The organism is Pseudomonas sp. RA_5y_Pfl1_P24, assembly GCF_963970945.1.
GTDB lineage: Bacteria > Pseudomonadota > Gammaproteobacteria > Pseudomonadales > Pseudomonadaceae > Aquipseudomonas > Aquipseudomonas tritici.
In genome coordinates, this window is record NZ_CAXAOJ010000005.1 from 21369 (window position 1) to 40608 (window position 19240).

The window sequence follows — 19240 nt, forward strand, 5'->3', positions numbered from 1 at the left end:
CGCAGCCGAGTGCTACCGCAGCGGTTTACCGTCCGCTGCGGACACTCTCCCAGGAGTGTCTTATGCCTACCCCCCTTGCGAGCCTCGGTTACGGCCTGGGTTTACGCAGTGAGTACTACCCGCAGATCCTTGAACAATCGCCGCCCGTGGATTGGTTTGAAGTGATCTCCGAGAATTATCTGGTCCAGGGCGGTAAAGCCTTGTACTACCTGGATGCGATAGCCGAGCGCTATCCCCTGGTGATGCACGGCGTGTCCTTGTCCATCGGCGGGCCCCATGCCCTCGATACCGATTACCTGAAGCAAATCAAACAGCTCGCCGAGCGCATCCAGCCGGCATGGATTTCCGATCACCTGTGCTGGAGCCGCGGCAGCGCCCACCAGTTGCATGACCTGCTGCCGCTGCCTTACACCGAAGAAAGCCTCTACCACGTAGCTGCCCGCGTGCGCCAAGTGCAGGACGTGTTGCAACGCCCTCTGGTGCTAGAAAATGTCTCCAGTTATGTGCGCTCCAAGGCCGACGAATTCACCGAGTGGGAATTCCTCAACGCGTTGGCTCACTTGTCGGGGTGCCAGTTGTTGCTGGACGTCAACAATGTGTATGTCAGCTCGCGCAATCACGGCTTCGACGCTTGGACGTTTATTCGCAACCTGCCACCTGGGAGTATCCGCCAGCTGCACCTGGCGGGGCATATGGACTACGGCGACTACGTGGTCGACACCCATGACCATCCTGTGTGTGACCCGGTGTGGGCGCTTTATCAACAAACGCTTGAACACCTGGGGCCTGTGTCGACGCTACTGGAGCGCGACGACCATTTCCCACCCTTTGAAGAGCTGCTCATCGAATTGAGCAAGGCCCGTGAGTTGGGCGCTAAGGCCCTGGCCAGGAGGCATTTATGCGCCTGACCGATTGGCAGTTGGCCTTCGAACAGCACCTGTTAGCCGACACACCGAACGCCAGCAGTGGCTTCGCCGCGACCTTGATGGGCGGGCCGACGCTGGATGTAGAGACGGGCCTGGCGATTTACCACAACGCCTATATCGCGCGGCTGCAGGAAGTGTTGCGGCATGATTTCCGCACTATCCATTATTGGTTGGGCGATGATGAATTCGCCTCGCTGACCAAGGCCTATGTGCGCCGTTATCCATCGGCCCATTACAGCCTGCGCTGGCTGGGTCAGCGTTTCCCGGCGTTTATCCTTGAGCATTTGGTGGCGGAGCAAAGTGCGCCGCTGGCGGAACTGGCGCGGTTGGAGTGGGCGTTTACCCTGGCCTTTGATGCACCGCAGGGCGAACGGCTGACGCTGAACGATATGGCGTTGTTGCCACCTGAAGAATGGCCGGTGCTGCAGATCACCCTGGCGCCATCGGTGCAGCAGGTGCTGTGTCATTTCAATAGCGTAGCGATCTGGCGCGCCAGCAAGGACGAGTCGGATTTCCCCGACAGCCAGCCGTTGAGCCCGCCACAGATCTGCCTGGTGTGGCGCCATCAGAATATTTGCCATTACCGTAGCTTGGAACCCGAAGAAGCCTGTGCCTTGGCGGGAATGGCGACCACTGGCTGGAACTTCGCCGAACTGTGCGCAGCGTTGGCAGTCAGTTACGCAGAGGGTGCACCGTTGCAGGCTATCACGTGGCTTAAACAATGGGTTCAGGACGGCTTGCTCGAGCGCCGGGCCTTATAGGCGAGCGCTATCAAATCGATAGCCTCCTACTTTGTCTTCGGATGGTCTACCCTCAAGCCAGGCGTCTGAAACACGGGGGGACTACTCATGCTCGCGCAACTTCCACCGGCCTTACAGAATCTTCAGCTACCGCTGCGTCTGCGACTCTGGGATGGCCATGAATTCAACTTGGGCCCCGAGCCCAGCGTGACCATCGTGGTGAAGGACCCCGCGGTTGTCAGCCAATTGACCCATCCCACGCTCAACTCATTGGGCGAAGCCTTTATCGAAGGCAAGCTGGAGCTGGAAGGCTCTATTGGCGAAGTGATCCGGGTGTGTGATGAGCTGAGTCACGCGCTGGTGCACGACGATGAACCCCGTCCGGTGCGCTCGATTCACGATAAGGCCACTGACGCAGCCGCTATTTCCTACCATTACGACCTGTCCAACGCGTTCTACCAGCTGTGGCTGGACCAGGACATGGCGTACTCCTGCGGGTATTTCGAAACCGGCAGCGAATCCATCGACCAAGCTCAACAAGACAAATTTCGCCACTTGTGCCGCAAATTGCGGTTGCAGGCCGGCGAGTACTTGCTGGACGTCGGTTGTGGCTGGGGCGGCCTGGCGCGTTTTGCCGCGCGGGAGTTCGGGGTCAAGGTGTTCGGCATCACCTTGAGTAAAGAGCAGTTGGCACTGGCCCGCGAGCGGGTGAAAGCCGAGGGCCTGGACGATCAGGTGGACCTGCAACTGCTCGACTACCGCGACCTGCCGCAAGACGGTCGTTTCGACAAGGTGGTCAGCGTGGGCATGTTTGAACACGTCGGCCACGCCAATCTGGCGGAGTACTGCAAGACGTTGTACGGCGCCGTGCGTGAAGGCGGCCTGGTGATGAACCACGGCATTACCGCCAAGCACACCGACGGTCGCCCTGTGGGCCGCGGCGCGGGGGAGTTTATCGAGCGTTATGTGTTCCCCAACGGCGAACTGCCGCACCTGGCGATGATGACCGCCGAAATCAGTGAAGTCGGGCTGGAAGTGGTCGACGTCGAAAGCCTGCGCCTGCACTACGCCCGCACGCTGGACCATTGGAGCGAGCGCCTGGAAGACAACTTGGAGGCAGCGGCGAAAAGGGTGCCGGAGCAAGTGCTGCGCATTTGGCGGTTGTACCTGGCGGGTTGCGCGTATGCGTTTGCGCGAGGCTGGATCAACCTGCACCAGATTCTGGCGGTGAAACCCCATGCTGATGGCAGTCACGAACTGCCGTGGACGCGGGAAGATATCTATCGCTGATCTACCGGGACGTTAGCGATCCAAATGTGTTGGCCTTTAGAGGATGGGTGAGATCAGCCGCGCGACCCGCATGCCCAGTTGTTGAAGACGGCGTGTCTCGCGGCTTTCTTCCTGGCTGACCTCATGGGCCAGCGCGAAATCGTCCAGCAGCATGTGCTCGACTTGTTTAGCGAACGCTTCGTCGACCGTCAGCAGCATCACTTCGAAATTTAGCCGGAACGAGCGGTTGTCCATGTTGGCGCTGCCGATGGCGCTGATTTCGCTGTCCACCAGCACCACCTTCTGATGCAGAAAACCAGGCGTGTAGCGGAATACGCGCACCCCGGCGCGCACGGCTTCGAACGCATAAAGGCTGGACGCGGCGTAAACGATGCGGTGATCGGGCCGTGACGGCAGCAACAGGCGCACATCTACACCACGCAGAACCGCCAAGCGCAAGGCGGCGAATACCGCCTCATCGGGCACAAAGTACGGGCTGGTGATCCACACGCGTTGGGTGGCTGCATGAATGGCTTCTACGAAAAACAGTGAGCAGGTTTCGTACGGGTCGGCGGGGCCGCTGGCGAGCAATTGGCAGAGCACGCCATCCTCGGGGTAGGCGTCCGGCAGAATCAATGGCGGAAGTTCCCGCGCGGCCCAGAACCAGTCTTCGGCAAACGACTCCTGCAAGCACGCCACCACCGGCCCGGTGACCTGCACATGCGTATCGCGCCACGGCGCCAGCGGCGGTTTTTTGCCCAGGTACTCATCGCCGACGTTATGCCCGCCGATAAACCCGGTGATGCCGTCCACCACCACGATCTTGCGATGGTTACGGAAGTTGACCTGGAAGCGGTTGAGCCAGCCGCTGCGCGTGGCGAATGCTTTGATATGCACGCCGGCTTCACGCAGTGAATGCACATAGCGATGAGGCAGGGCGTGGCTGCCGATACGGTCGTACAGCACGTAAATGGCTACGCCTTGAGCGGCTTTTTCCTTCAACAAGATGTGCAATTGGCGGCCCAGTTCGTCGTCGTGAATAATGAAAAACTGGAACAGCACGGCGGTTTTCGCGCTTCGGATGGCTTCAAAAATCGCGCTGAAGGTCGCGTCGCCGTTCACCAGCAGACGTACCTCATTGTTGGCCAGGCACGGCATGCGGCCCAGCTTGGGCATGGCGCGCAGCGAGGCGTAGGCGCTGGAGTGACGCGCAGCAAGGGCCTCCTCGACCCACGGGCGCCAGTTCAGTGCGGTGATTGCCTTGTGCATTTCCTGGTTGGCCTGGCGACGCGCCTGGATGTAGGCATCGAACGTGCTGCGACCAAAGATCAGGTAGGGGATCAGCGTGAGGTAAGGCATGAACATCAGCGACAAGGCCCAGGCGATCGAGCCTTGGGCGGTCCTGACGGTCAGCACCGCATGAATCGCGGCGAGGGTCCCGAGAAAGTGCAGCGTGGCAATGAAGTAGGCAAGCAGGTGCGGGCCAAAGAAATCCATGGACGACGGTACTCCAGGCAATCCAGTGCCTAACAGACCATGTCTGGTCACGAATGTCGCTATTTTATTTGCCGTGCAACACTGACGCTTTTACGGCGTCTAACGCCCACAATTGCCCAGGAGTTACCCGATGAATGCTCGTCTGCTAGGTTTGGCCATGGTTGTTGGTTTGTCGCTGCCCGTGGCAGCGCAGGCGCAGATGCTGGCGCCGGGCTTGTGGGAATTGACCACCAGCAATATGAAAGTCGATAACCAGGACCTGCCGGACTTGTCGCTGATCCTCGGTCAACTCAAGCAACAGATGACCCCCGAACAGCGTGCCATGCTCGAAAAACAAGGCATCAACATGGCAGGCAAAGGTGTGCAGGTGTGCCTTACACCGGCACAGGTCGCCTCCGATTCCATCCCCCTGACCGACCCGCAATCGGGCTGCAAACAGGAAGTGACCGACAAGACCGGCAACCAGTGGAAATTCCGCTTCAGTTGCCCGAAAGCCCAGGGCACTGGCGTGGCGACGTTCCAGAGCCAGAAGGAATTCACCACCACCGTCAACGGCACCTTCAATGCCACTGGCATCCAGCAGAAGGGCAGCCTGGACAGCCATGCCCAGTGGTTGGGTAACGATTGCGGTACAGTCAAGCCTCGCGCTTAACGCAGAAAATGCAGGGGTAAACCCTGACAGCTATCGACCACTTGGCCGTTGTGCCAGGCCAGGTGGCCGGATACCAGGGTGGTGCTGACGCTGTGGCGAAAGCTGCGTTCGGCGAAGGGCGTCCAACCGCAGCGGGCCAGGATCGGCTGGCTGCTGACGGGCTTTCCCTCGGGCTCGGGTTTGATCAGTACCAGGTCGGCCCAATAGCCTTCGCGTAAATAACCCCGGTCCGGGATGGCAAACAGGTCGGCGACGCGGTGGCTGGTCTTCGCTACCAGGGTGGTGATGGGCAGCAGCCCGTCCGCCACCAACTCCAGTAATGCCGGCAACGCGTGCTGCACCAACGGCAGCCCTGACGGCGCTTCGCGATACCCCATCTGTTTTTGCGCCCAGGTATGCGGCGCGTGGTCGCTACCGATCACATCCAGCCGGTTGCTCAACAAGGCCAAGCGCAAGGCATCGCGGTCGGCGCGGGTCTTGATCGCCGGGTTGCATTTGATCTGGTGGCCAAGGCGGTGATAGTCGCGGTCATCGAACAGCAGGTGATGCAGGCAGACTTCGGCGGTGATGCGTTTTTCGGCCAGAGGCTTGTCTTCGAATAGCGCCAACTCGCGGGCGCTGGTCAGATGCAATACGTGCAGGCGGGTCCCATAACGCTTGGCCAGTTCCACCGCAAAAGATGAGGAACGATAGCACGCCTCGGCATCGCGGATCAGCGGGTGCGCCACGGCTGGGATGTGCTCGCCGAAGCGTTCGTGCAGGCGCAGTTCGTTGGCCTGGATGCTCGGCGTGTGCTCGCAATGGGCCAACAGAATGGTCGGCACTTCGGCGAACAGGCGTTCCAGGATGCGTGGATCGTCCACCAACATGTTGCCGGTCGAGGCGCCCATGAACACTTTGACCCCGGCCACCTCCCGCGGGTCGAGCGCGGCGACGGTGTCGAGGTTGTCGTTGCTCACGCCGAAGTGAAAGCCATAGTTGGCCACCGAGTGCAGTGCGGCGCGGCGTTTTTTATCGGCCAGGGCTTCCAGGTTCAGGGTGGCCGGATGGGTGTTGGGCATGTCCATGAAGCTGGTGATGCCACCGGCCACCGCGGCGCGGGATTCACTGTAGAAACTGCCTTTGTCCGGTGCCCCGGGGTCGCGAAAGTGCACTTGGTCATCAATCATGCCGGGCAGCAGCCATTGGCCTTGTGCGTCGATGGCCACGGTCGCGTTGCAGCCTTCGATGCTGCTGGCGATCTTCTCGATGCGACCATTGGCAACCCATACATCGGCGTCGAATGCCTGGCCTTCATTCACCAGGCGGGCGTTGCGGATCAGCAGGCGGCTCATGGTTCAGAACTCGTTTTGCAGGGCTTTGTAGCCGCGCACCAGATCGACATTGGTGCGTGCCACGTCTTCGGAGAACTCCGAGGCACTGACGCTCACCGGCGGGAATTGCGACAGGTCGGTATTGGGTCCGATGCGGGTGGTGGAGGGCACGTAGAACGCGGCGGGCAAGTCGCGCCCGTCGACCACCGAGTTGTGGCGCACCACGCAGCCGTCGCCCAAGGCGCAGTTGAACAGCACGCTGTTGAAACCGATGAACACGCGGTCGCCAACGCTGCACGGGCCGTGGACGATGGAGCGGTGGGCGATGGAAGTAAATTCTCCGATCGTCACCGCCGCGCCGGACTTGGAATGGATGACCACGCCGTCCTGGATGTTGGAGTTGGCACCGATGGTGATCGGGTCCATGGCGCCGCTGGCGTCGACTTCGTCGGCACGGATCACGGCGTAGGGGCCGACGAAGACGTTCTCGCCAATGATGACTTTGCCGCAGATGATCGCAGTTTTGTCGACGTAGGCGGATTCGGCAATCACGGGCAGATCGCCCGACGGGTTCTTGCGGATCATGGCTTGCCCAACGCGGCGCACAGGGTGTTGAGGTTGTATTCGAACAGTCCTGTGAAGGTGCTGGCCGGGCCTTCCGCGGCGAGGGCGTCTGAGTACAACGTGCCGCCGATCTGCGCGCCGCTTTCATCAGCGATCTGCTTGAGCAGGCGCGAATCCTTGATGTTTTCCATGAACACGGCTTTGACTTTGTCTTGGCGGATCTGAGTGATCAGCGCAGCCACTTCGGCAGCTGACGGCTCACGTTCGGTGGACAGGCCTTGGGGGGCGAGGAACTCAATACCGTAAGCCTGGCCCAGGTAACCGAAGGCGTCGTGGGAGGTGACGATGCGGCGGTTGCCGGGTGGCAGCGCGCCGAACTTGGTCTTGGCCTCGGCGAGCAGGCGGTGGATTTCTTTCAGGTAGGTTTGGCTGTTGCGCTGATAGTCGGCCTTGTTGACGGGGTCGGCAGCGATCAGCGCCTTGGTGATGTTGTTCACGTAGATTTCGGCATTGGCCAGGTTATGCCAGGCGTGTGGGTCGGGAATGGTTTCGCCGTCTTCATCCATGGTGTGAGAGATCACGCCTTTGCTGGCAGTGACCACGGTGGCTTTGGTTTCGGTGCTGGTTACCAGGCGGTCCAGCCAAGGCTCGAAGCCGAGGCCGTTCTTGATGATGACTCTGGCCTTGAGCAGCGCTTTGGCATCGTCCGGCGTTGGCTCGTAGGTATGGGCGTCGGCGTCGGGGCCGACCATATTGCTGATCTGGATGTGATCGCCACCGATCTGGTGAGTGATGTCATCGAGGATGCTGAAGCTGGTGACCACCTGAAGCTTGTCTGCGGCCTGAGCCGTCGATAAGGACAAGACGAGACTGAACAGCACGAGTAGAGCGCGCATCGGGAAACACCTCATTGGGATGACAGCAAGGGCGGGCGGCGCAGCAAGCCGTGCACCGGACCGAAGACAACGGACAGCAGATACCCGGCACCCGCCACCAGCACGATGGCCGGGCCGCTGGGTAACGAGTAGTAGAACGACAGCAACAAACCCAGCCACACCGACACGCATCCCAGCACTGCCGATACTGCGATCAACACGGGCAGGCGCCGGCTCCAAAAACGTGAAGCGATGGCCGGCAACATCATCAGGCCCACCACCATCAAGGCGCCGATGGCCTGGAAGCCGATCACGAGGTTCAGCACCACCAGGGTCAGGAACAGCCCGTGAGCCAGTGGGCCGAGGCGACTGACGGTTTGCAGGAACAGTGGGTCGAGGGTGTCCAGCAGCAGCGGCTTATAGATCACAGCCATGGCGATCAGGCTGAAACCCGTGACCCAGAGCATGCCAGTGAGGGTGGTTTGGTCCACGGCCAAGGCGGAGCCGAACAGCAGGTGCAGCAGGTCCAGGCGCTTGCCGGCGATGCCGAGGATCAGCACGCCGGTGGCGAGCGAGATGGGGTAGATGGCAGCGAGGCTGGCGTCTTCGCGCAGGCCTGTGCGACGTGTGATCCAGGCTGACAGGCCAGCCATGCTAAGGCCTGCGCCGAGGCCACCGATGGTCAAGGCGGGCAGGCTGAGCCCGGCAAACCAGAAACCCAGCGCGGCGCCGGGCAGAATGCCGTGGGCGACGGCGTCACCGATCAGGCTCATGCGCCGCAGGATCAAAAACACGCCCAACGGTGCGGTGCTGCAGGCGAGTACCAGGCCGCCAATCAAGGCGCGACGCATGAAGACGAAGTCGACGAAGGGCATCCACAGGTGGGCGGCGAAATGCATCAGGCCACCTGCATCTGAGGTTGCGGGCGGATCAGCTCTTTGCTCGGGCCAAACACGCAGCCGGTGCTTTTGATTTGCACCACTTGCTGGGTGTGCTGGCGCACGGACGCAAGGTCATGGCAGACGACGATCAGCGTGCGGCCTTGCGCTTGCCAGGCGTGGATGTGTTTCCAGCACAGCGCCTGGCCTTCTTCGTCGAGGGCGGCGTGAGGCTCGTCGAGCAACAACACGGGCGATTCGGCCAGGCTCATACGGGCGAGCAGGGCGCGCTGCAATTCGCCCCCGGACAAGGCCATCAGCGGGCGGTGCTCCAGGCCGCTGAGGCACCAGTCTTGCAATACCGCCTCAAGGCGCTGGCTACGTTGTGGCGGGGAGAGTTGAGTGCCCCAGAAACCGGCGGCGACCAATTCTTGAAGGCTGATGGGGAATTGGCGGTCGAGTTGTTGCTGCTGGGGCAGGAACGACAGGCCGCCACGGCGTGGAACGTCCACGCTGACTTTGCCCGCCAGAGGTTTCTGCAGGCCGGCGATGACCTTGAGCAGGCTGCTTTTACCGGTGCCGTTGGCCCCGATGATGCCGGTCAGGCTGCCTTTTTCCAGGGTGAGGTTTATGGCGGGTGTCAGCGGTTGGCCTGGGGCGCCCCAGCGCAAAGCGGTGCAGGTGATCATGCAGGGTTTCTCGTCCAGCGGCTTTCAGCCACGGCATCGTGCGCGTGCAGGCTTTCGGCGTGGATCACTTTCAGGTGGAAGGCTTTGACGGCATCCGAGCGTTTCAAGGCGAGGTTCACGCGGCGGGCGGCGTCTTCGCAGAACATCAGGTTCTGCCCATTGGCCAGGGCGAAGGCTTGTTCGTCCGCACGTTTTACAGCGGTTTGTACGGCGGTGCCGAGGGCGGCTTCGACCTTATCGATTAACTCTGCAATAGGTAATTGCTCGCCTTGCAGTTGGACATGCAATTGCGCATTGCTGCGCTGGCTGTGGGGCGTGGCGACGATGCCGCTGGCGCTGCCGAGCCAGCTCAACACGTCGTCGTGCCGCAACGGGGTGTTGCCGAAGTCTTCGACAAATTGCTGCTGAATCAATTGCCTGGCGAGGGCAGCAGAGCAGGGGCAGGTTGAGGAATAAATAACGTCAATTTTTAGTTCCACGTGGAACATCTGGTTTTCAAGACGCGCTTCGATACTGATCGGGTAGCGCTTCCATCCGGCCAAGGGGCTGACCAAGGCGGCGCGTTTCAGCAGCAAATCCGTGTGGATACGCAGGTAGGCGTTCTTAGATAAACCTTCATGACTGTCGAGAAACCGCTGCAGTACATTACGCAGATGTGCGGGCGTAAGGGACTGCTGGTCGAGCATTTCCAGCGCCAGGTACAGGCGTGACATATGAATGCCACGGGCGCTGCCATCGTCCAGGCTCACGCCAGCGTCGGCGGTGGCCGTCAGGTGCTGGCCGTTGATCAGGATCGGCAACGCGATGCCGCACATGCCCACCCAATCGAGTGGCAAGGCTTGGCGTGAAGCCTGCGCGGCGATATCCGGCAGAGTCAGCGCATTCATGAGCAGGTCCATCGTTGGAAATAAAAAGACATGTTATATTATAACTATTGAGTCGACGATGATTTTTCTGCTCCAGCCTTTTTTCAGTCATGTCGAGTAGGGACGCTCCTTTATTTGCGGTATTCGTATGCACAGACGTCAGCTCTTGAACCTGCTCTTGGCCAGCCCTCTTTTCACTCTGCCGTTTACGGCCCACGCCACGCAGATACGCAACGCCCGCTTGTGGCGCTCGGACGACAAGCTTCGGCTGGTGTTCGACCTCAGCGGCCCGGTGCAATACAAGACGTTTACCCTGAGCGCACCGGAGCGTTTGATCATCGACCTGAGCGGCGCCGGGCTCAGTGGTGATTTCACTCAGTTGGCGTTGAAGGACAGCGGGATCACCTCAATCCGCTCCGGGCATTTCGGCAAAAGCGATACGCGCATCGTGCTGGACCTGGCGTCGCCGATGCAGCTCAACAGCTTTCTATTGCCACCTCAGGACGGCCAGGGCCATCGCCTGGTACTGGACCTGACCAGCGCCACCCAGGCGCCTCGACAAATCGCCGCCGAACCTGCGCCGTTAGTGGATAAGGCGCACCCCAAGCGCGACATCATCGTGGTGGTCGACCCCGGCCACGGTGGCAAGGACCCAGGCGCCGTCGGCGCCAAAGGCCAGCGCGAGAAAGACGTAGTGCTGTCCATTGCCCAGTTGTTGGCCAAGCGTTTGAAGCGTGAAAAGGGCTTTGACGTGAAGTTGGTGCGCAACGACGACTTCTTCGTACCGCTGCGCAAGCGCGTGGAAATCGCCCACAAGCACAATGCCGATATGTTCATCTCAGTGCATGCCGATGCGGCGCCGCGGATCACCGCGTCAGGCGCATCGGTGTATGCCCTATCCGAAGGTGGCGCCACTTCAGCCACGGCGCGGTTCATGGCGCAACGAGAAAACGGCGCCGATTTGCTCGGGGCCACCCGCCTGCTGAACCTGAAGGACAAGGACCCCATGCTGGCTGGGGTGATTCTGGACATGTCGATGAATGCCACGATCGCCTCCAGCTTGCAGCTGGGCAGTTCGATTTTGGGCAGCTTGGAAGGCATCACCAGCCTGCATCAGAAGCGCGTGGAACAGGCTGGGTTTGCGGTGCTCAAGTCACCGGACGTGCCGTCGATCCTGGTGGAAACCGGGTTTATCTCCAATGCACGGGACAGTGCGCGCCTGGTTACCGTGCGCCACCAACAGGCGGTTGCGGAGGGTCTGTTTGAAGGCCTGAAAAAGTATTTCCAGAAGAACCCACCGATGAACAGCTACATGGCGTGGGTGCAGGAGCAGAAGAACGGTCAGGTCTAACAGCCGGTCATGCGGCTGCAGGTAAATTTGGCGCTGGCGCCGCCCGAACTGGAAAACCGGTTGAGGGTGGTCCAGCCCACGCGCCGCGTGTAGCCGACCCATGCCTCACCGTCCGATGCCAGCCCGGTAAAGAACGTCAGTTGCCCGTAACGGCTGTTGGTCTGAGCCCAATAGCGTTTGCCGATCACCTCGTACCCGCGCAAGTACGTGGTGCTGCCGACTGTCGCTACACTGTAGGCGTTACCCAAAGGGTCGACGCAGGCCAGCAGGTTGGCGCTGCGCGTGCAGTTGGCCAGCAGACTCGGCGCTTGGGCGCAGGCAGTTCCTGCCGCCACCAATAACAGGGCGCACACCCAGTATTTCATCGGGATTCTCAAGGTTGGGGAAGTGTTCAAGCATTGCGCCCTTCGTCGTGGCAAGCAAGACGGCATTGGCTTATTTGAGTTGTTATACTATAACATAAAAGCACAGCCTGGCTTTACCGGGCGGCCTGATGAGAATGTCCTGATGCCCAATCGTCTCCCCGTTACTGTGTTGTCCGGCTTTCTCGGCGCCGGTAAAAGCACGCTGCTCAACTACGTCCTGCGCAACCGTGAGAACCTGCGGGTGGCGGTGATCGTCAACGACATGAGCGAAATCAACATCGACGGCAGCGAAGTCCAGCGCGACGTCACGCTCAACCGCGCCGAAGAAAAGCTGGTGGAAATGAGCAACGGCTGCATCTGCTGCACCTTGCGGGAAGACTTGCTGGAAGAAGTCGGAAAGCTCGCCAAGGAAGGTCGGTTCGATTACCTGCTAATCGAATCCACCGGCATCTCCGAACCCTTGCCCGTGGCCGAAACCTTCACTTTTCGTGATGAAAACGAACAAAGCCTGGCCGACATCGCGCGCCTGGACACCCTGGTTACCGTGGTCGACGGGATGAACTTCCTGCTCGACTATCAGGCTGCTGAAAGCCTGGCCTCACGCGGCGAAACCCTCGGTGAAGAAGACGAACGCTCCATCACCGACCTGCTGATCGAGCAGATCGAATTCGCCGACGTGATCCTCATCAGCAAGATCGACCTGATCAGCAGCCGCGAACGCGAAGAGTTGATAGCGATCCTCGAGCGTCTTAATGCCCAGGCGGAAATCATCCCGATGGTCATGGGCGAAGTGCCGTTGCACAAGATCCTCAACACTGGGCGTTTCGACTTTGAACGCGCCGCCCAAGCCCCCGGCTGGTTGCAGGAACTGCGCGGTGACCACGTGCCGGAAACCGAAGAGTACGGCATCGCGTCCACCGCTTACCGTGCCCGCCGCCCCTTTCATCCGCAGCGTTTTTTCGACTTTATCGACCGGCCCTGGGTTAACGGCAAACTGCTGCGCTCCAAGGGCTTTTTCTGGCTGGCCAGCAAGCATCAGGATGCGGGCAGTTGGTCCCAGGCCGGCGGCTTGATGCGCCATGGTTTTGCCGGCCGCTGGTGGCGCTTTGTGCCGAAAAGCCAGTGGCCGCAGGACGAAGAAAGCGTCGCGGCGATCATGGGTAACTGGCAACCGAGCACCGGCGATTGTCGCCAGGAATTGGTGTTTATCGGGCAAAACATTGATTTCGCCCTGATGCGCGCCGAGTTGGACGCCTGCCTGCTCAACGATGAAGAAATGGCCGTGGGCGTCGAAGGTTGGCGCCTGCTGGCCGATCCCTTTGGCCCCTGGTATGAGGAGGCTGCCGCCTGATGCTGGCCCCGGTGATTCCCCTGCGCCCCGTGATTCGCCAGGCCTTTGGTGAAACGCCGCTGGCACTCTCTGACATTCTCGAAGACGGCGTGAACCTGGCGTTGTGGCAGCGCCAGTTGCCGCTGCACATCGCTGAGTTCGGCGCCTTGCTGGTGGCGCTCAATGAGCCGTTGGCCGATTCCATGGTCATTGAGCTCAACAACGAAGACGCCGTGCCCAACGTGCAGGGCTTGGCGTCCAGTTGCCGCGATCTTGAAGGCTATGAAGGCTTTGTCGCCGATGTATCGTGGCTGGTCAGCGCGTTTGCCTGCTTGCTGGGTGCCAAGCGCATTGGTGTGCGGCTGCGACTGTTGGACAAGGCCATGTGCCCGCGTTTTCACGTCGATCATGTGCCGGTGCGGTTGATCACCACCTATGCCGGCATCGGCAGCCAGTGGTTGCGCGAAGGCGTGATGGACCGTCGCAAGCTGAGCCAACCGGACGCGGAGCCCAGCGAGCGTATCGAACAGATCCACTGCGGCGAAGTCGCCCTGCTAAAGGGCACCAAATGGCATGGCAACGAAGGCAACGGTTTGATTCACCGCTCGCCAGCCCTCAAAGCCGATGAACGCCGCTTGATCCTGACACTGGATTGGCTCGCATAACCGCGTAGGATCAAACGCTCTACACGGTCCGAACGATGCCCTCATGCTCCAGAACATTCCTACCCACGTGATTGCCGGGGCCCTGGGCGCCGGCAAGACCAGCCTTATCAAGCACCTGCTCGCCCAGCGCCCGGCACACGAGCGCTGGGCCGTGCTGATCAATGAGTTCGGGCAGATCGGCCTGGACGCCGCCTTGCTCACTCAGGATGACGACGGCATTGCCCTGGGCGAAGTCGCCGGAGGCTGTCTGTGCTGTGTGAATGGAGCCCCGTTTCAGGTAGGGCTTGGTCGCTTGTTGCGCAAGGCCAAGCCTGACCGGCTGTTTATCGAACCGTCGGGCCTGGGCCATCCCGCGCAATTGCTCAAGCAGTTGCGCGCAGCGCCGTGGCAGGAGGTGCTGGCCGTTCAGCCTTGCGTGATGGTGTTGGATGCGCAGGCCCTGGCGGCAGGCAAACCCTTACCGCCAGCGCAACAGGAAGCGCTGGCCCGTGCAGGCCTGCTGGTATTGAACAAGGATGAAGCGCTGGACGCCGCACAGCGCCAGGCGATTGAGCGGTTGTTACCGGAATGTCCGCTTTACTGGACGCGTCAGGCCGGGCTGCCTCTGGAGCAATTGCCTGGCCTGCACGAACACGCGAGCAGCGCTGTGGATAACTTAGACGTGCCAAAAGGCCTGGCGCAAATGCCGGCCATCTGGAGCGATCCTACGTTGCCGATTTGCCTCAGCCAAGCCCAAGAGGGCGGCTGGAGTATCGGCTGGCGCTGGCACCCGAGCCAGCAATTCGATGCGCAGCGCCTGTATCAATGGCTCACACACCTTGAATGGCGCCGCGCCAAGCTGGTTATCCACAGCACAGAAGGTTGGGTTAGCGCCAACGCTGTGGATAACAGCCCGCTCGTCTGGCAACCCAGTGAGTGGCGTCGTGATTCGCGGGTCGAGTTGATTTTCAGCGAGCCACAGGACTTGGCCGCGTTGCAAGCTGCATTGGCGGCCTGCCGTTACTGACGGTTCTTGGTGCCGTGGTCCTGGCGCCACTGGCTCAGCTCGATCACCTCGGCGCTAGGCAGCGGCGTCTTGATCTCGAACGGGTAGGGCGCGAGTTCGATATGTGCACTGTGGGCGCCAAATTGGGTAATCGTCCCAGGATGGCGGGTTTCCCCGGTCACGGTGAACTCGAAATTGTAGATACGTGCCAGGCGCCGTCGACCGTTGGCATCCTTCACAAAACCGATGCGCTTGAGCGCCACCGCGCCGTCCAATAGTTCGATGTCGAGCTTGGCGCAATGCTGCTTGACCCGCTCCAGCGCCCGTTCGCGCAAGCCGTGGTTGTGCCACACCCAGGCGGCGCCGGTCGCCAGCAGCATCAACACGAAGATGTTTCCCAGGGTCAGCATGCGATGAACTCCAACAAAGTGAGAGCAGCTTAACTGTGTCGCCGGTCTGTCGTATAGGCCGTGTTTAGTCGCATACTGCGCGCCCAGAATTTCAACGGCTTGACGGAATCCCCTGCATGAAACGCACACCTCATCTGCTTGCGATCCAGTCTCATGTGGTCTTTGGCCACGCCGGAAACAGCGCCGCCGTGTTCCCCATGCAGCGGGTTGGGGTGAACGTCTGGCCATTGAACACGGTGCAGTTCTCTAACCATACGCAGTATGGCCAGTGGGCGGGCGAAGTGTTGGCGCCGCAGCAGATTCCGGCGCTGGTGGAAGGCATCGCCGCGATCGGCGAGCTGGGCAACTGCGACGCCGTGCTGTCCGGCTACCTCGGCAGTGCGGACCAGGGCAGGGCGATCCTCACCGGCGTGGCGCGCATCAAGGCCCTCAACCCCAAAGCCCTGTATTTGTGCGACCCGGTGATGGGCCACCCGGAGAAAGGCTGCATTGTGCCCCAGGAAGTCAGCGATTTCCTGCTGGACGAAGCCGCGGCCATGGCTGACTTCCTGTGCCCCAACCAGCTGGAGCTGGACAGCTTTGCCGGGCGCAAGCCGCAATCGTTGTTCGATTGCCTGGCCATGGCCAAAGCGTTGCTGGCGCGCGGGCCGAAGGCAGTATTGGTCAAGCATTTGGATTACCCCGGCAAACTGCCGGATGGTTTCGAAATGCTGCTGGTGACCGCCGAAGGCAGCTGGCACCTGCGCCGACCGTTGCTGGCGTTTCCGCGTCAGCCAGTGGGCGTTGGCGATTTGACCTCGGGGCTATTCCTGGCGCGCGTTTTGTTGGGCGATAGCCTCCTGGCCGCCTTTGAGTTCACCGCCGCAGCGGTGCATGAAGTGCTGCTGGAGACCCAGGCTTGCGCCAGTTACGAGCTGGAGCTGGTGCGCGCCCAGGATCGTATCGCCCATCCTCGGGTGCGTTTTGAAGCCACGGCCATCGGCCTGTAGGATCATTCCTGATTGAGCCAGGCAAAGGGCGTCCGTTAATATCGGACGCTTCTTCATCCCCTGTGTTTTTCAAGGAAGAACCATGTCCCCCTTATTCCCTTTGCTGCGGGCGCTAACCGCCCTGGTACTGATGTCGCTGCTGGCCGGTTGCAGTGTGAACGGCACTTACCCTGACGCCACCGAGCCTGATGCCGCCAAGCTGCGTTTCATCTCTAATACGTCCAATACCACCATCGACGTCTACGACGCTCAGCACTGTATGGGCCAGACCACTGGCATGCTGAATAATATTTTCCTGGTCGATACCCGGCGGCGTGTCGACATGTCCGTCCCCCCGCCAGCCAAGGCCAGGGGGTTGCTGGAGTTCAAGCTGGCGCCTGGCAAAGAGACGATGTTGATGATTAATACCAATGGGGGTAGCTACGTTTGCGGCAAAGCACTGAGCATCACGCCAAAGGCAGGGGAAGAGTATGAAGTGACCTTTGACATGGCGCGGGGGGTTTGCACGACTTCGTTGCAGCGCCTGGTCCGATCTAATGGCAAGGACGTGCGCATTCCACAGCCGATATTCGAGAACGGCATGCCATCGTGCGCAGGCAAAAGCCCGATATTCGGTAGGGTTATCCCCGTCACGCCACACCGTACCGCGTTGATCAACGCGATCGTTGAAACCCATATGCAGCTCATCACGTTGATGGAACCAGACACAGCGCAGCGCCCGCAAGCCACCGAAGAGGCGATCGCCGAGCGCAAGGCGAAATTTGGCCAATTCACTCCACCCGAGGCCTATTGGGCTGAGTACCGTCAGAACTATGCACGGGTGAATCAGGAGTTGGCCGGCCGCAAGGCGCGGACTCTTGAGCTTTATGAGAGGGTTTACCGCATGCGGCTGAGCGGCACCGAAGATGCCATTCTGGAGCAGTGGCAAAACCCGACAGACGCCGCCGTGGTAGAGCGCGTCAAGGCGAACGACAAGTTGATGGCGCAGTACTATCAGAACACCAGCAAAGCGGTGATGGTAGACATCGTTAACCATCACATTGAGCGCATGAGCCAGTTGGATCAGCGATTTGATGTGTGCGCCCACTACGATCAGTGCTGGCGGTTGTAGGGGCGGGGATTGTTCGCCCCTACAAGGGAAAAGGGCTTATAGGGCGTCCGCCTTGATTTCCTGGTAGCGCTTTTCCAGCTCCTGGCGGATCTGGCGGCGCTGCTGGGCTTGCACGAACCGGCGTTTGTCTTCGCTGTTGTGCGGTTGCAGCGGCGGTACGGTGGCCGGTTTGCGCTGGTCGTCCACGGCCACCATGGTGAAGAAGCAGCTGTTGGTATGGCGCACCGAGCGCTCGCGGATATTCTCGGTCACCACCTTGATGCCCACCTCCATCGAGGTGTTGCCGGTGTAGTTGACCGACGCGAGGAACGTCACCAGTTCGCCGACATGGATCGGCTCGCGGAAAATCACCTGGTCGACCGACAACGTGACGACATAGCGGCCGGCATAACGGCTCGCGCAGGCGTAGGCGACTTCGTCGAGGTATTTGAGCAGGGTACCGCCGTGGACATTGCCTGAGAAGTTGGCCATGTCAGGGGTCATCAATACCGTCATCGACAGCTGGGCGTTTCCGGGTTCCATAGCACACTCACGGGTTGTAGGCATTGGTTGGGGGGGCACCTCTGCAGGTGCTGGAATCTTTGCAGCGCCATCCCTAACGGGACGCCGGTGGGCGGCTTGCCGTCACGCTTCTACCGATCTGTTTCCATATCTTGCGCCGGCTTTCTGCCGGAAGTCGCGGTGTTAACCCGCGGCGGTCATGCCCAAGCGCATGAGCCGAGTGTTCGGCATGTATGGCGAATGGCTGCGCAGCATTCAGCCAAGGGCGACGGTGCGATGCTGGTGTCGATAATCCGCAAGATCATCCTGCAGGTGGGGGTGAACCTGGCGCTGGTGGTCGCGATCTTCTTTAACAGCAGTTTTTTTGCGGCGCGTATCGGCGGGTATCTGGAGGGTTGGATCAGTGATCCAAGCTGGCAGAAGGCGTTGATCTGGGGTGGGGCGTTGCTGTTGTCGCTGCCCTTCCTGATCGCGGCGTACCGCAAGCTCAAGGCGCTGTCGATGCTGCTGGCGGAGATGAGCGTGAAGCCGGAAATGGCCGGGCGGCATACTCAGCGCGTGCGGCGGGTGATTGCGGAGCTGATCCCAATCCTCTCGCTGCTGGTGATTTTCCTGCTATTGGCAGCCTTGTCGGCCAGTATCCTGCCGACCCACAAGTTGCTGGTGCTGATCGCCGTGGTCACGGCAGCGGTGGCGGCCCTGCTCTGGCGGTGGTGCATCCGCGTGCATACGCGGATGCAGGTCGCATTACTGGAGACGCTGGATAATCACAAGGATACGCCAGAGCACTCACACCGGCCTGGGTGTGGACTCAGCTTTCCAGCCAGACGTCCCGCGCCCAGTGCCACACCGATTCCCAGGTTTCTTCGGTGACAAGCTCTTCTTCGCCAGACCACAGCACTACCGTGCCGTCTTCCTCGACGCAGTAATAGTCGTCACCGTCCTGGCAGATCGGGATCATGCTGCGATCAACGCCGGCATCCCAAGCGTTTGCTGCCACGTCCGGCAGGTAGGTGTGGGATTGTGGGTCGGTGACAGTCACCGGCTCCAGGCTGCCGTACACCACGTCGCTGACGGTCAGCAGGAATTCCCGGAAGACAAACGGGATGTCGATGAACAGTTGTTCCTCGATTTCCACAATCTGATCTTCATCAGGCAGTTCCAGGGGAACCGGGACCGGTTCGTTGGCTTCACGCAATTGTTCGATGATTTCTTCCACGGCCGGGATCCTCTTGCTAGATGGCGCGGTTTATAGGGGCGTTTT

21 protein-coding genes and 1 pseudogene are annotated in these 19240 nt (G+C 60.6%); 11 read left to right on the top strand and 11 right to left on the bottom strand.

The annotated features are described in order from the left end of the window. Positions 1–62 precede the first annotated feature (62 nt). The 3 genes from bufB to cfaB all read left to right on the top strand — a co-directional run bounded on the left by bufB (position 63) and on the right by cfaB (position 2956). Positions 63–908, top strand: coding sequence for an MNIO family bufferin maturase (bufB, locus tag AACY30_RS09105; protein ID WP_339418592.1), 846 nt, complete (start codon positions 63–65; stop codon positions 906–908). Then, positions 899–1687 carry a DNA-binding domain-containing protein gene (locus AACY30_RS09110; protein ID WP_339540191.1) on the top strand — a complete coding sequence of 263 codons (789 nt, stop codon included), beginning with the start codon at positions 899–901 and terminating at the stop codon, positions 1685–1687. Before bufB ends, AACY30_RS09110 begins: the two co-directional genes overlap by 10 nt. An 87-nt stretch (positions 1688–1774) precedes the next feature. Then, positions 1775–2956, top strand: coding sequence for a C17 cyclopropane fatty acid synthase CfaB (cfaB, locus tag AACY30_RS09115; RefSeq protein WP_339470582.1), 1182 nt, complete (start codon positions 1775–1777; stop codon positions 2954–2956). A 36-nt stretch (positions 2957–2992) separates the two neighbouring features. Here cfaB and cls read toward each other — a convergent pair whose 3' ends face one another. Continuing rightward, positions 2993–4432, bottom strand: a complete 1440-nt coding sequence (gene cls, locus AACY30_RS09120; RefSeq protein WP_339418596.1) for a cardiolipin synthase — start codon at positions 4430–4432, stop codon at positions 2993–2995. Positions 4433–4562: 130 nt separating this feature from the next. Here cls and AACY30_RS09125 point away from each other — a divergent pair, with 130 nt between their 5' ends. Beyond that, positions 4563–5084: a DUF3617 domain-containing protein gene (locus AACY30_RS09125; protein WP_339418598.1), complete on the top strand. Its 522-nt coding sequence runs from the start codon at positions 4563–4565 to the stop codon at positions 5082–5084. Here the strand turns inward: AACY30_RS09125 and AACY30_RS09130 are convergent. The 6 genes from AACY30_RS09130 to folE2 are packed head-to-tail and all read right to left on the bottom strand — an operon-like array spanning position 5081 to position 10290. Then, a complete protein-coding gene (locus AACY30_RS09130) occupies positions 5081–6418 on the bottom strand; it encodes a dihydroorotase (protein ID WP_339418600.1) in 1338 nt (445 codons plus the stop codon). The two genes, AACY30_RS09125 and AACY30_RS09130, sit on opposite strands and share 4 nt — an antisense overlap. Positions 6419–6421: 3 nt before the next feature. Beyond that, positions 6422–6982, bottom strand: a complete 561-nt coding sequence (locus AACY30_RS09135) for a gamma carbonic anhydrase family protein (protein ID WP_339470586.1) — start codon at positions 6980–6982, stop codon at positions 6422–6424. Continuing rightward, positions 6979–7857, bottom strand: a complete 879-nt coding sequence (locus AACY30_RS09140; RefSeq protein WP_339540192.1) for a metal ABC transporter substrate-binding protein — start codon at positions 7855–7857, stop codon at positions 6979–6981. The genes AACY30_RS09135 and AACY30_RS09140 overlap by 4 nt, the downstream gene beginning before the upstream one ends. An 11-nt stretch (positions 7858–7868) precedes the next feature. Continuing rightward, positions 7869–8735 carry a metal ABC transporter permease gene (locus tag AACY30_RS09145; protein ID WP_339418604.1) on the bottom strand — a complete coding sequence of 289 codons (867 nt, stop codon included), beginning with the start codon at positions 8733–8735 and terminating at the stop codon, positions 7869–7871. Beyond that, on the bottom strand, positions 8735–9403 hold the full coding sequence (locus AACY30_RS09150; RefSeq protein WP_339418606.1) for a metal ABC transporter ATP-binding protein: 669 nt from the start codon (positions 9401–9403) through the stop codon (positions 8735–8737). The genes AACY30_RS09145 and AACY30_RS09150 overlap by 1 nt, the downstream gene beginning before the upstream one ends. Beyond that, entirely contained in the window at positions 9400–10290 is an 891-nt protein-coding gene (folE2, locus tag AACY30_RS09155) for a GTP cyclohydrolase FolE2 (RefSeq protein WP_339470590.1), read from the bottom strand. The genes AACY30_RS09150 and folE2 overlap by 4 nt, the downstream gene beginning before the upstream one ends. 127 nt (positions 10291–10417) lie before the next feature. On the opposite strand from folE2, the gene AACY30_RS09160 reads away from it, so the two are divergent. Next, complete coding sequence (locus AACY30_RS09160) at positions 10418–11620, top strand: N-acetylmuramoyl-L-alanine amidase (RefSeq protein ID WP_339470592.1); 1203 nt, start codon at positions 10418–10420, stop codon at positions 11618–11620. Here the strand turns inward: AACY30_RS09160 and AACY30_RS09165 are convergent. Next, a complete protein-coding gene (locus AACY30_RS09165; protein ID WP_339418687.1) occupies positions 11617–11985 on the bottom strand; it encodes a glutamine synthetase in 369 nt (122 codons plus the stop codon). The two genes, AACY30_RS09160 and AACY30_RS09165, sit on opposite strands and share 4 nt — an antisense overlap. A gap of 142 nt (positions 11986–12127) precedes the next feature. On the opposite strand from AACY30_RS09165, the gene zigA reads away from it, so the two are divergent. The 3 genes from zigA to AACY30_RS09180 are packed head-to-tail and all read left to right on the top strand — an operon-like array spanning position 12128 to position 14986. Then, the gene (zigA, locus tag AACY30_RS09170; RefSeq protein ID WP_339418612.1) at positions 12128–13336 is read left to right on the top strand and encodes a zinc metallochaperone GTPase ZigA; all 1209 of its coding nucleotides are present in this window, start codon (positions 12128–12130) and stop codon (positions 13334–13336) included. Continuing rightward, entirely contained in the window at positions 13336–13980 is a 645-nt protein-coding gene (locus AACY30_RS09175; RefSeq protein WP_339540193.1) for a DUF1826 domain-containing protein, read from the top strand. The genes zigA and AACY30_RS09175 overlap by 1 nt, the downstream gene beginning before the upstream one ends. 43 nt (positions 13981–14023) lie before the next feature. Continuing rightward, positions 14024–14986: a CobW family GTP-binding protein gene (locus tag AACY30_RS09180; RefSeq protein WP_339470607.1), complete on the top strand. Its 963-nt coding sequence runs from the start codon at positions 14024–14026 to the stop codon at positions 14984–14986. Here AACY30_RS09180 and AACY30_RS09185 read toward each other — a convergent pair. Next, positions 14980–15375, bottom strand: a complete 396-nt coding sequence (locus AACY30_RS09185; RefSeq protein WP_339418616.1) for a DUF3301 domain-containing protein — start codon at positions 15373–15375, stop codon at positions 14980–14982. The two genes, AACY30_RS09180 and AACY30_RS09185, sit on opposite strands and share 7 nt — an antisense overlap. 116 nt (positions 15376–15491) lie before the next feature. Between AACY30_RS09185 and pdxY the strand changes: the two genes are divergently transcribed. Together pdxY and AACY30_RS09195 are read left to right on the top strand one after the other, a co-directional pair. Beyond that, positions 15492–16364, top strand: a complete 873-nt coding sequence (pdxY, locus tag AACY30_RS09190) for a pyridoxal kinase PdxY (protein WP_049710858.1) — start codon at positions 15492–15494, stop codon at positions 16362–16364. An 82-nt stretch (positions 16365–16446) separates the two neighbouring features. Continuing rightward, positions 16447–17475, top strand: a complete 1029-nt coding sequence (locus AACY30_RS09195; protein WP_339540194.1) for a hypothetical protein — start codon at positions 16447–16449, stop codon at positions 17473–17475. Positions 17476–17511: 36 nt separating this feature from the next. Here AACY30_RS09195 and AACY30_RS09200 read toward each other — a convergent pair whose 3' ends face one another. After that, positions 17512–17997: an acyl-CoA thioesterase gene (locus AACY30_RS09200; protein ID WP_339418621.1), complete on the bottom strand. Its 486-nt coding sequence runs from the start codon at positions 17995–17997 to the stop codon at positions 17512–17514. A gap of 169 nt (positions 17998–18166) precedes the next feature. On the opposite strand from AACY30_RS09200, the pseudogene AACY30_RS09205 reads away from it, so the two are divergent. Continuing rightward, positions 18167–18765, top strand: a pseudogene (locus AACY30_RS09205) (cation:proton antiporter); the annotation flags it as partial. 22 nt (positions 18766–18787) lie between these two features. Here the strand turns inward: AACY30_RS09205 and AACY30_RS09210 are convergent. Continuing rightward, the gene (locus tag AACY30_RS09210; RefSeq protein ID WP_017135771.1) at positions 18788–19195 is read right to left on the bottom strand and encodes an SMI1/KNR4 family protein; all 408 of its coding nucleotides are present in this window, start codon (positions 19193–19195) and stop codon (positions 18788–18790) included. Positions 19196–19240: the final 45 nt, after the last annotated feature.

What these genes read in the sequence shown, in the direction of transcription:
- bufB (WP_339418592.1), top strand. Translation starts at nt 63, where the DNA reads ATGCCTACCCCCCTTGCGAGCCTCGGTTACGGCCTGGGTTTACGCAGT.
- AACY30_RS09110 (WP_339540191.1), top strand. Translation starts at nt 899, where the DNA reads ATGCGCCTGACCGATTGGCAGTTGGCCTTCGAACAGCACCTGTTAGCC.
- cfaB (WP_339470582.1), top strand. Translation starts at nt 1,775, where the DNA reads ATGCTCGCGCAACTTCCACCGGCCTTACAGAATCTTCAGCTACCGCTG.
- cls (WP_339418596.1), bottom strand. Translation starts at nt 4,432, where the DNA reads ATGGATTTCTTTGGCCCGCACCTGCTTGCCTACTTCATTGCCACGCTG.
- AACY30_RS09125 (WP_339418598.1), top strand. Translation starts at nt 4,563, where the DNA reads ATGAATGCTCGTCTGCTAGGTTTGGCCATGGTTGTTGGTTTGTCGCTG.
- AACY30_RS09130 (WP_339418600.1), bottom strand. Translation starts at nt 6,418, where the DNA reads ATGAGCCGCCTGCTGATCCGCAACGCCCGCCTGGTGAATGAAGGCCAG.
- AACY30_RS09135 (WP_339470586.1), bottom strand. Translation starts at nt 6,982, where the DNA reads ATGATCCGCAAGAACCCGTCGGGCGATCTGCCCGTGATTGCCGAATCC.
- AACY30_RS09140 (WP_339540192.1), bottom strand. Translation starts at nt 7,857, where the DNA reads ATGCGCGCTCTACTCGTGCTGTTCAGTCTCGTCTTGTCCTTATCGACG.
- AACY30_RS09145 (WP_339418604.1), bottom strand. Translation starts at nt 8,735, where the DNA reads ATGCATTTCGCCGCCCACCTGTGGATGCCCTTCGTCGACTTCGTCTTC.
- AACY30_RS09150 (WP_339418606.1), bottom strand. Translation starts at nt 9,403, where the DNA reads ATGATCACCTGCACCGCTTTGCGCTGGGGCGCCCCAGGCCAACCGCTG.
- folE2 (WP_339470590.1), bottom strand. Translation starts at nt 10,290, where the DNA reads ATGAATGCGCTGACTCTGCCGGATATCGCCGCGCAGGCTTCACGCCAA.
- AACY30_RS09160 (WP_339470592.1), top strand. Translation starts at nt 10,418, where the DNA reads ATGCACAGACGTCAGCTCTTGAACCTGCTCTTGGCCAGCCCTCTTTTC.
- AACY30_RS09165 (WP_339418687.1), bottom strand. Translation starts at nt 11,985, where the DNA reads ATGAAATACTGGGTGTGCGCCCTGTTATTGGTGGCGGCAGGAACTGCC.
- zigA (WP_339418612.1), top strand. Translation starts at nt 12,128, where the DNA reads ATGCCCAATCGTCTCCCCGTTACTGTGTTGTCCGGCTTTCTCGGCGCC.
- AACY30_RS09175 (WP_339540193.1), top strand. Translation starts at nt 13,336, where the DNA reads ATGCTGGCCCCGGTGATTCCCCTGCGCCCCGTGATTCGCCAGGCCTTT.
- AACY30_RS09180 (WP_339470607.1), top strand. Translation starts at nt 14,024, where the DNA reads ATGCTCCAGAACATTCCTACCCACGTGATTGCCGGGGCCCTGGGCGCC.
- AACY30_RS09185 (WP_339418616.1), bottom strand. Translation starts at nt 15,375, where the DNA reads ATGCTGACCCTGGGAAACATCTTCGTGTTGATGCTGCTGGCGACCGGC.
- pdxY (WP_049710858.1), top strand. Translation starts at nt 15,492, where the DNA reads ATGAAACGCACACCTCATCTGCTTGCGATCCAGTCTCATGTGGTCTTT.
- AACY30_RS09195 (WP_339540194.1), top strand. Translation starts at nt 16,447, where the DNA reads ATGTCCCCCTTATTCCCTTTGCTGCGGGCGCTAACCGCCCTGGTACTG.
- AACY30_RS09200 (WP_339418621.1), bottom strand. Translation starts at nt 17,997, where the DNA reads ATGGAACCCGGAAACGCCCAGCTGTCGATGACGGTATTGATGACCCCT.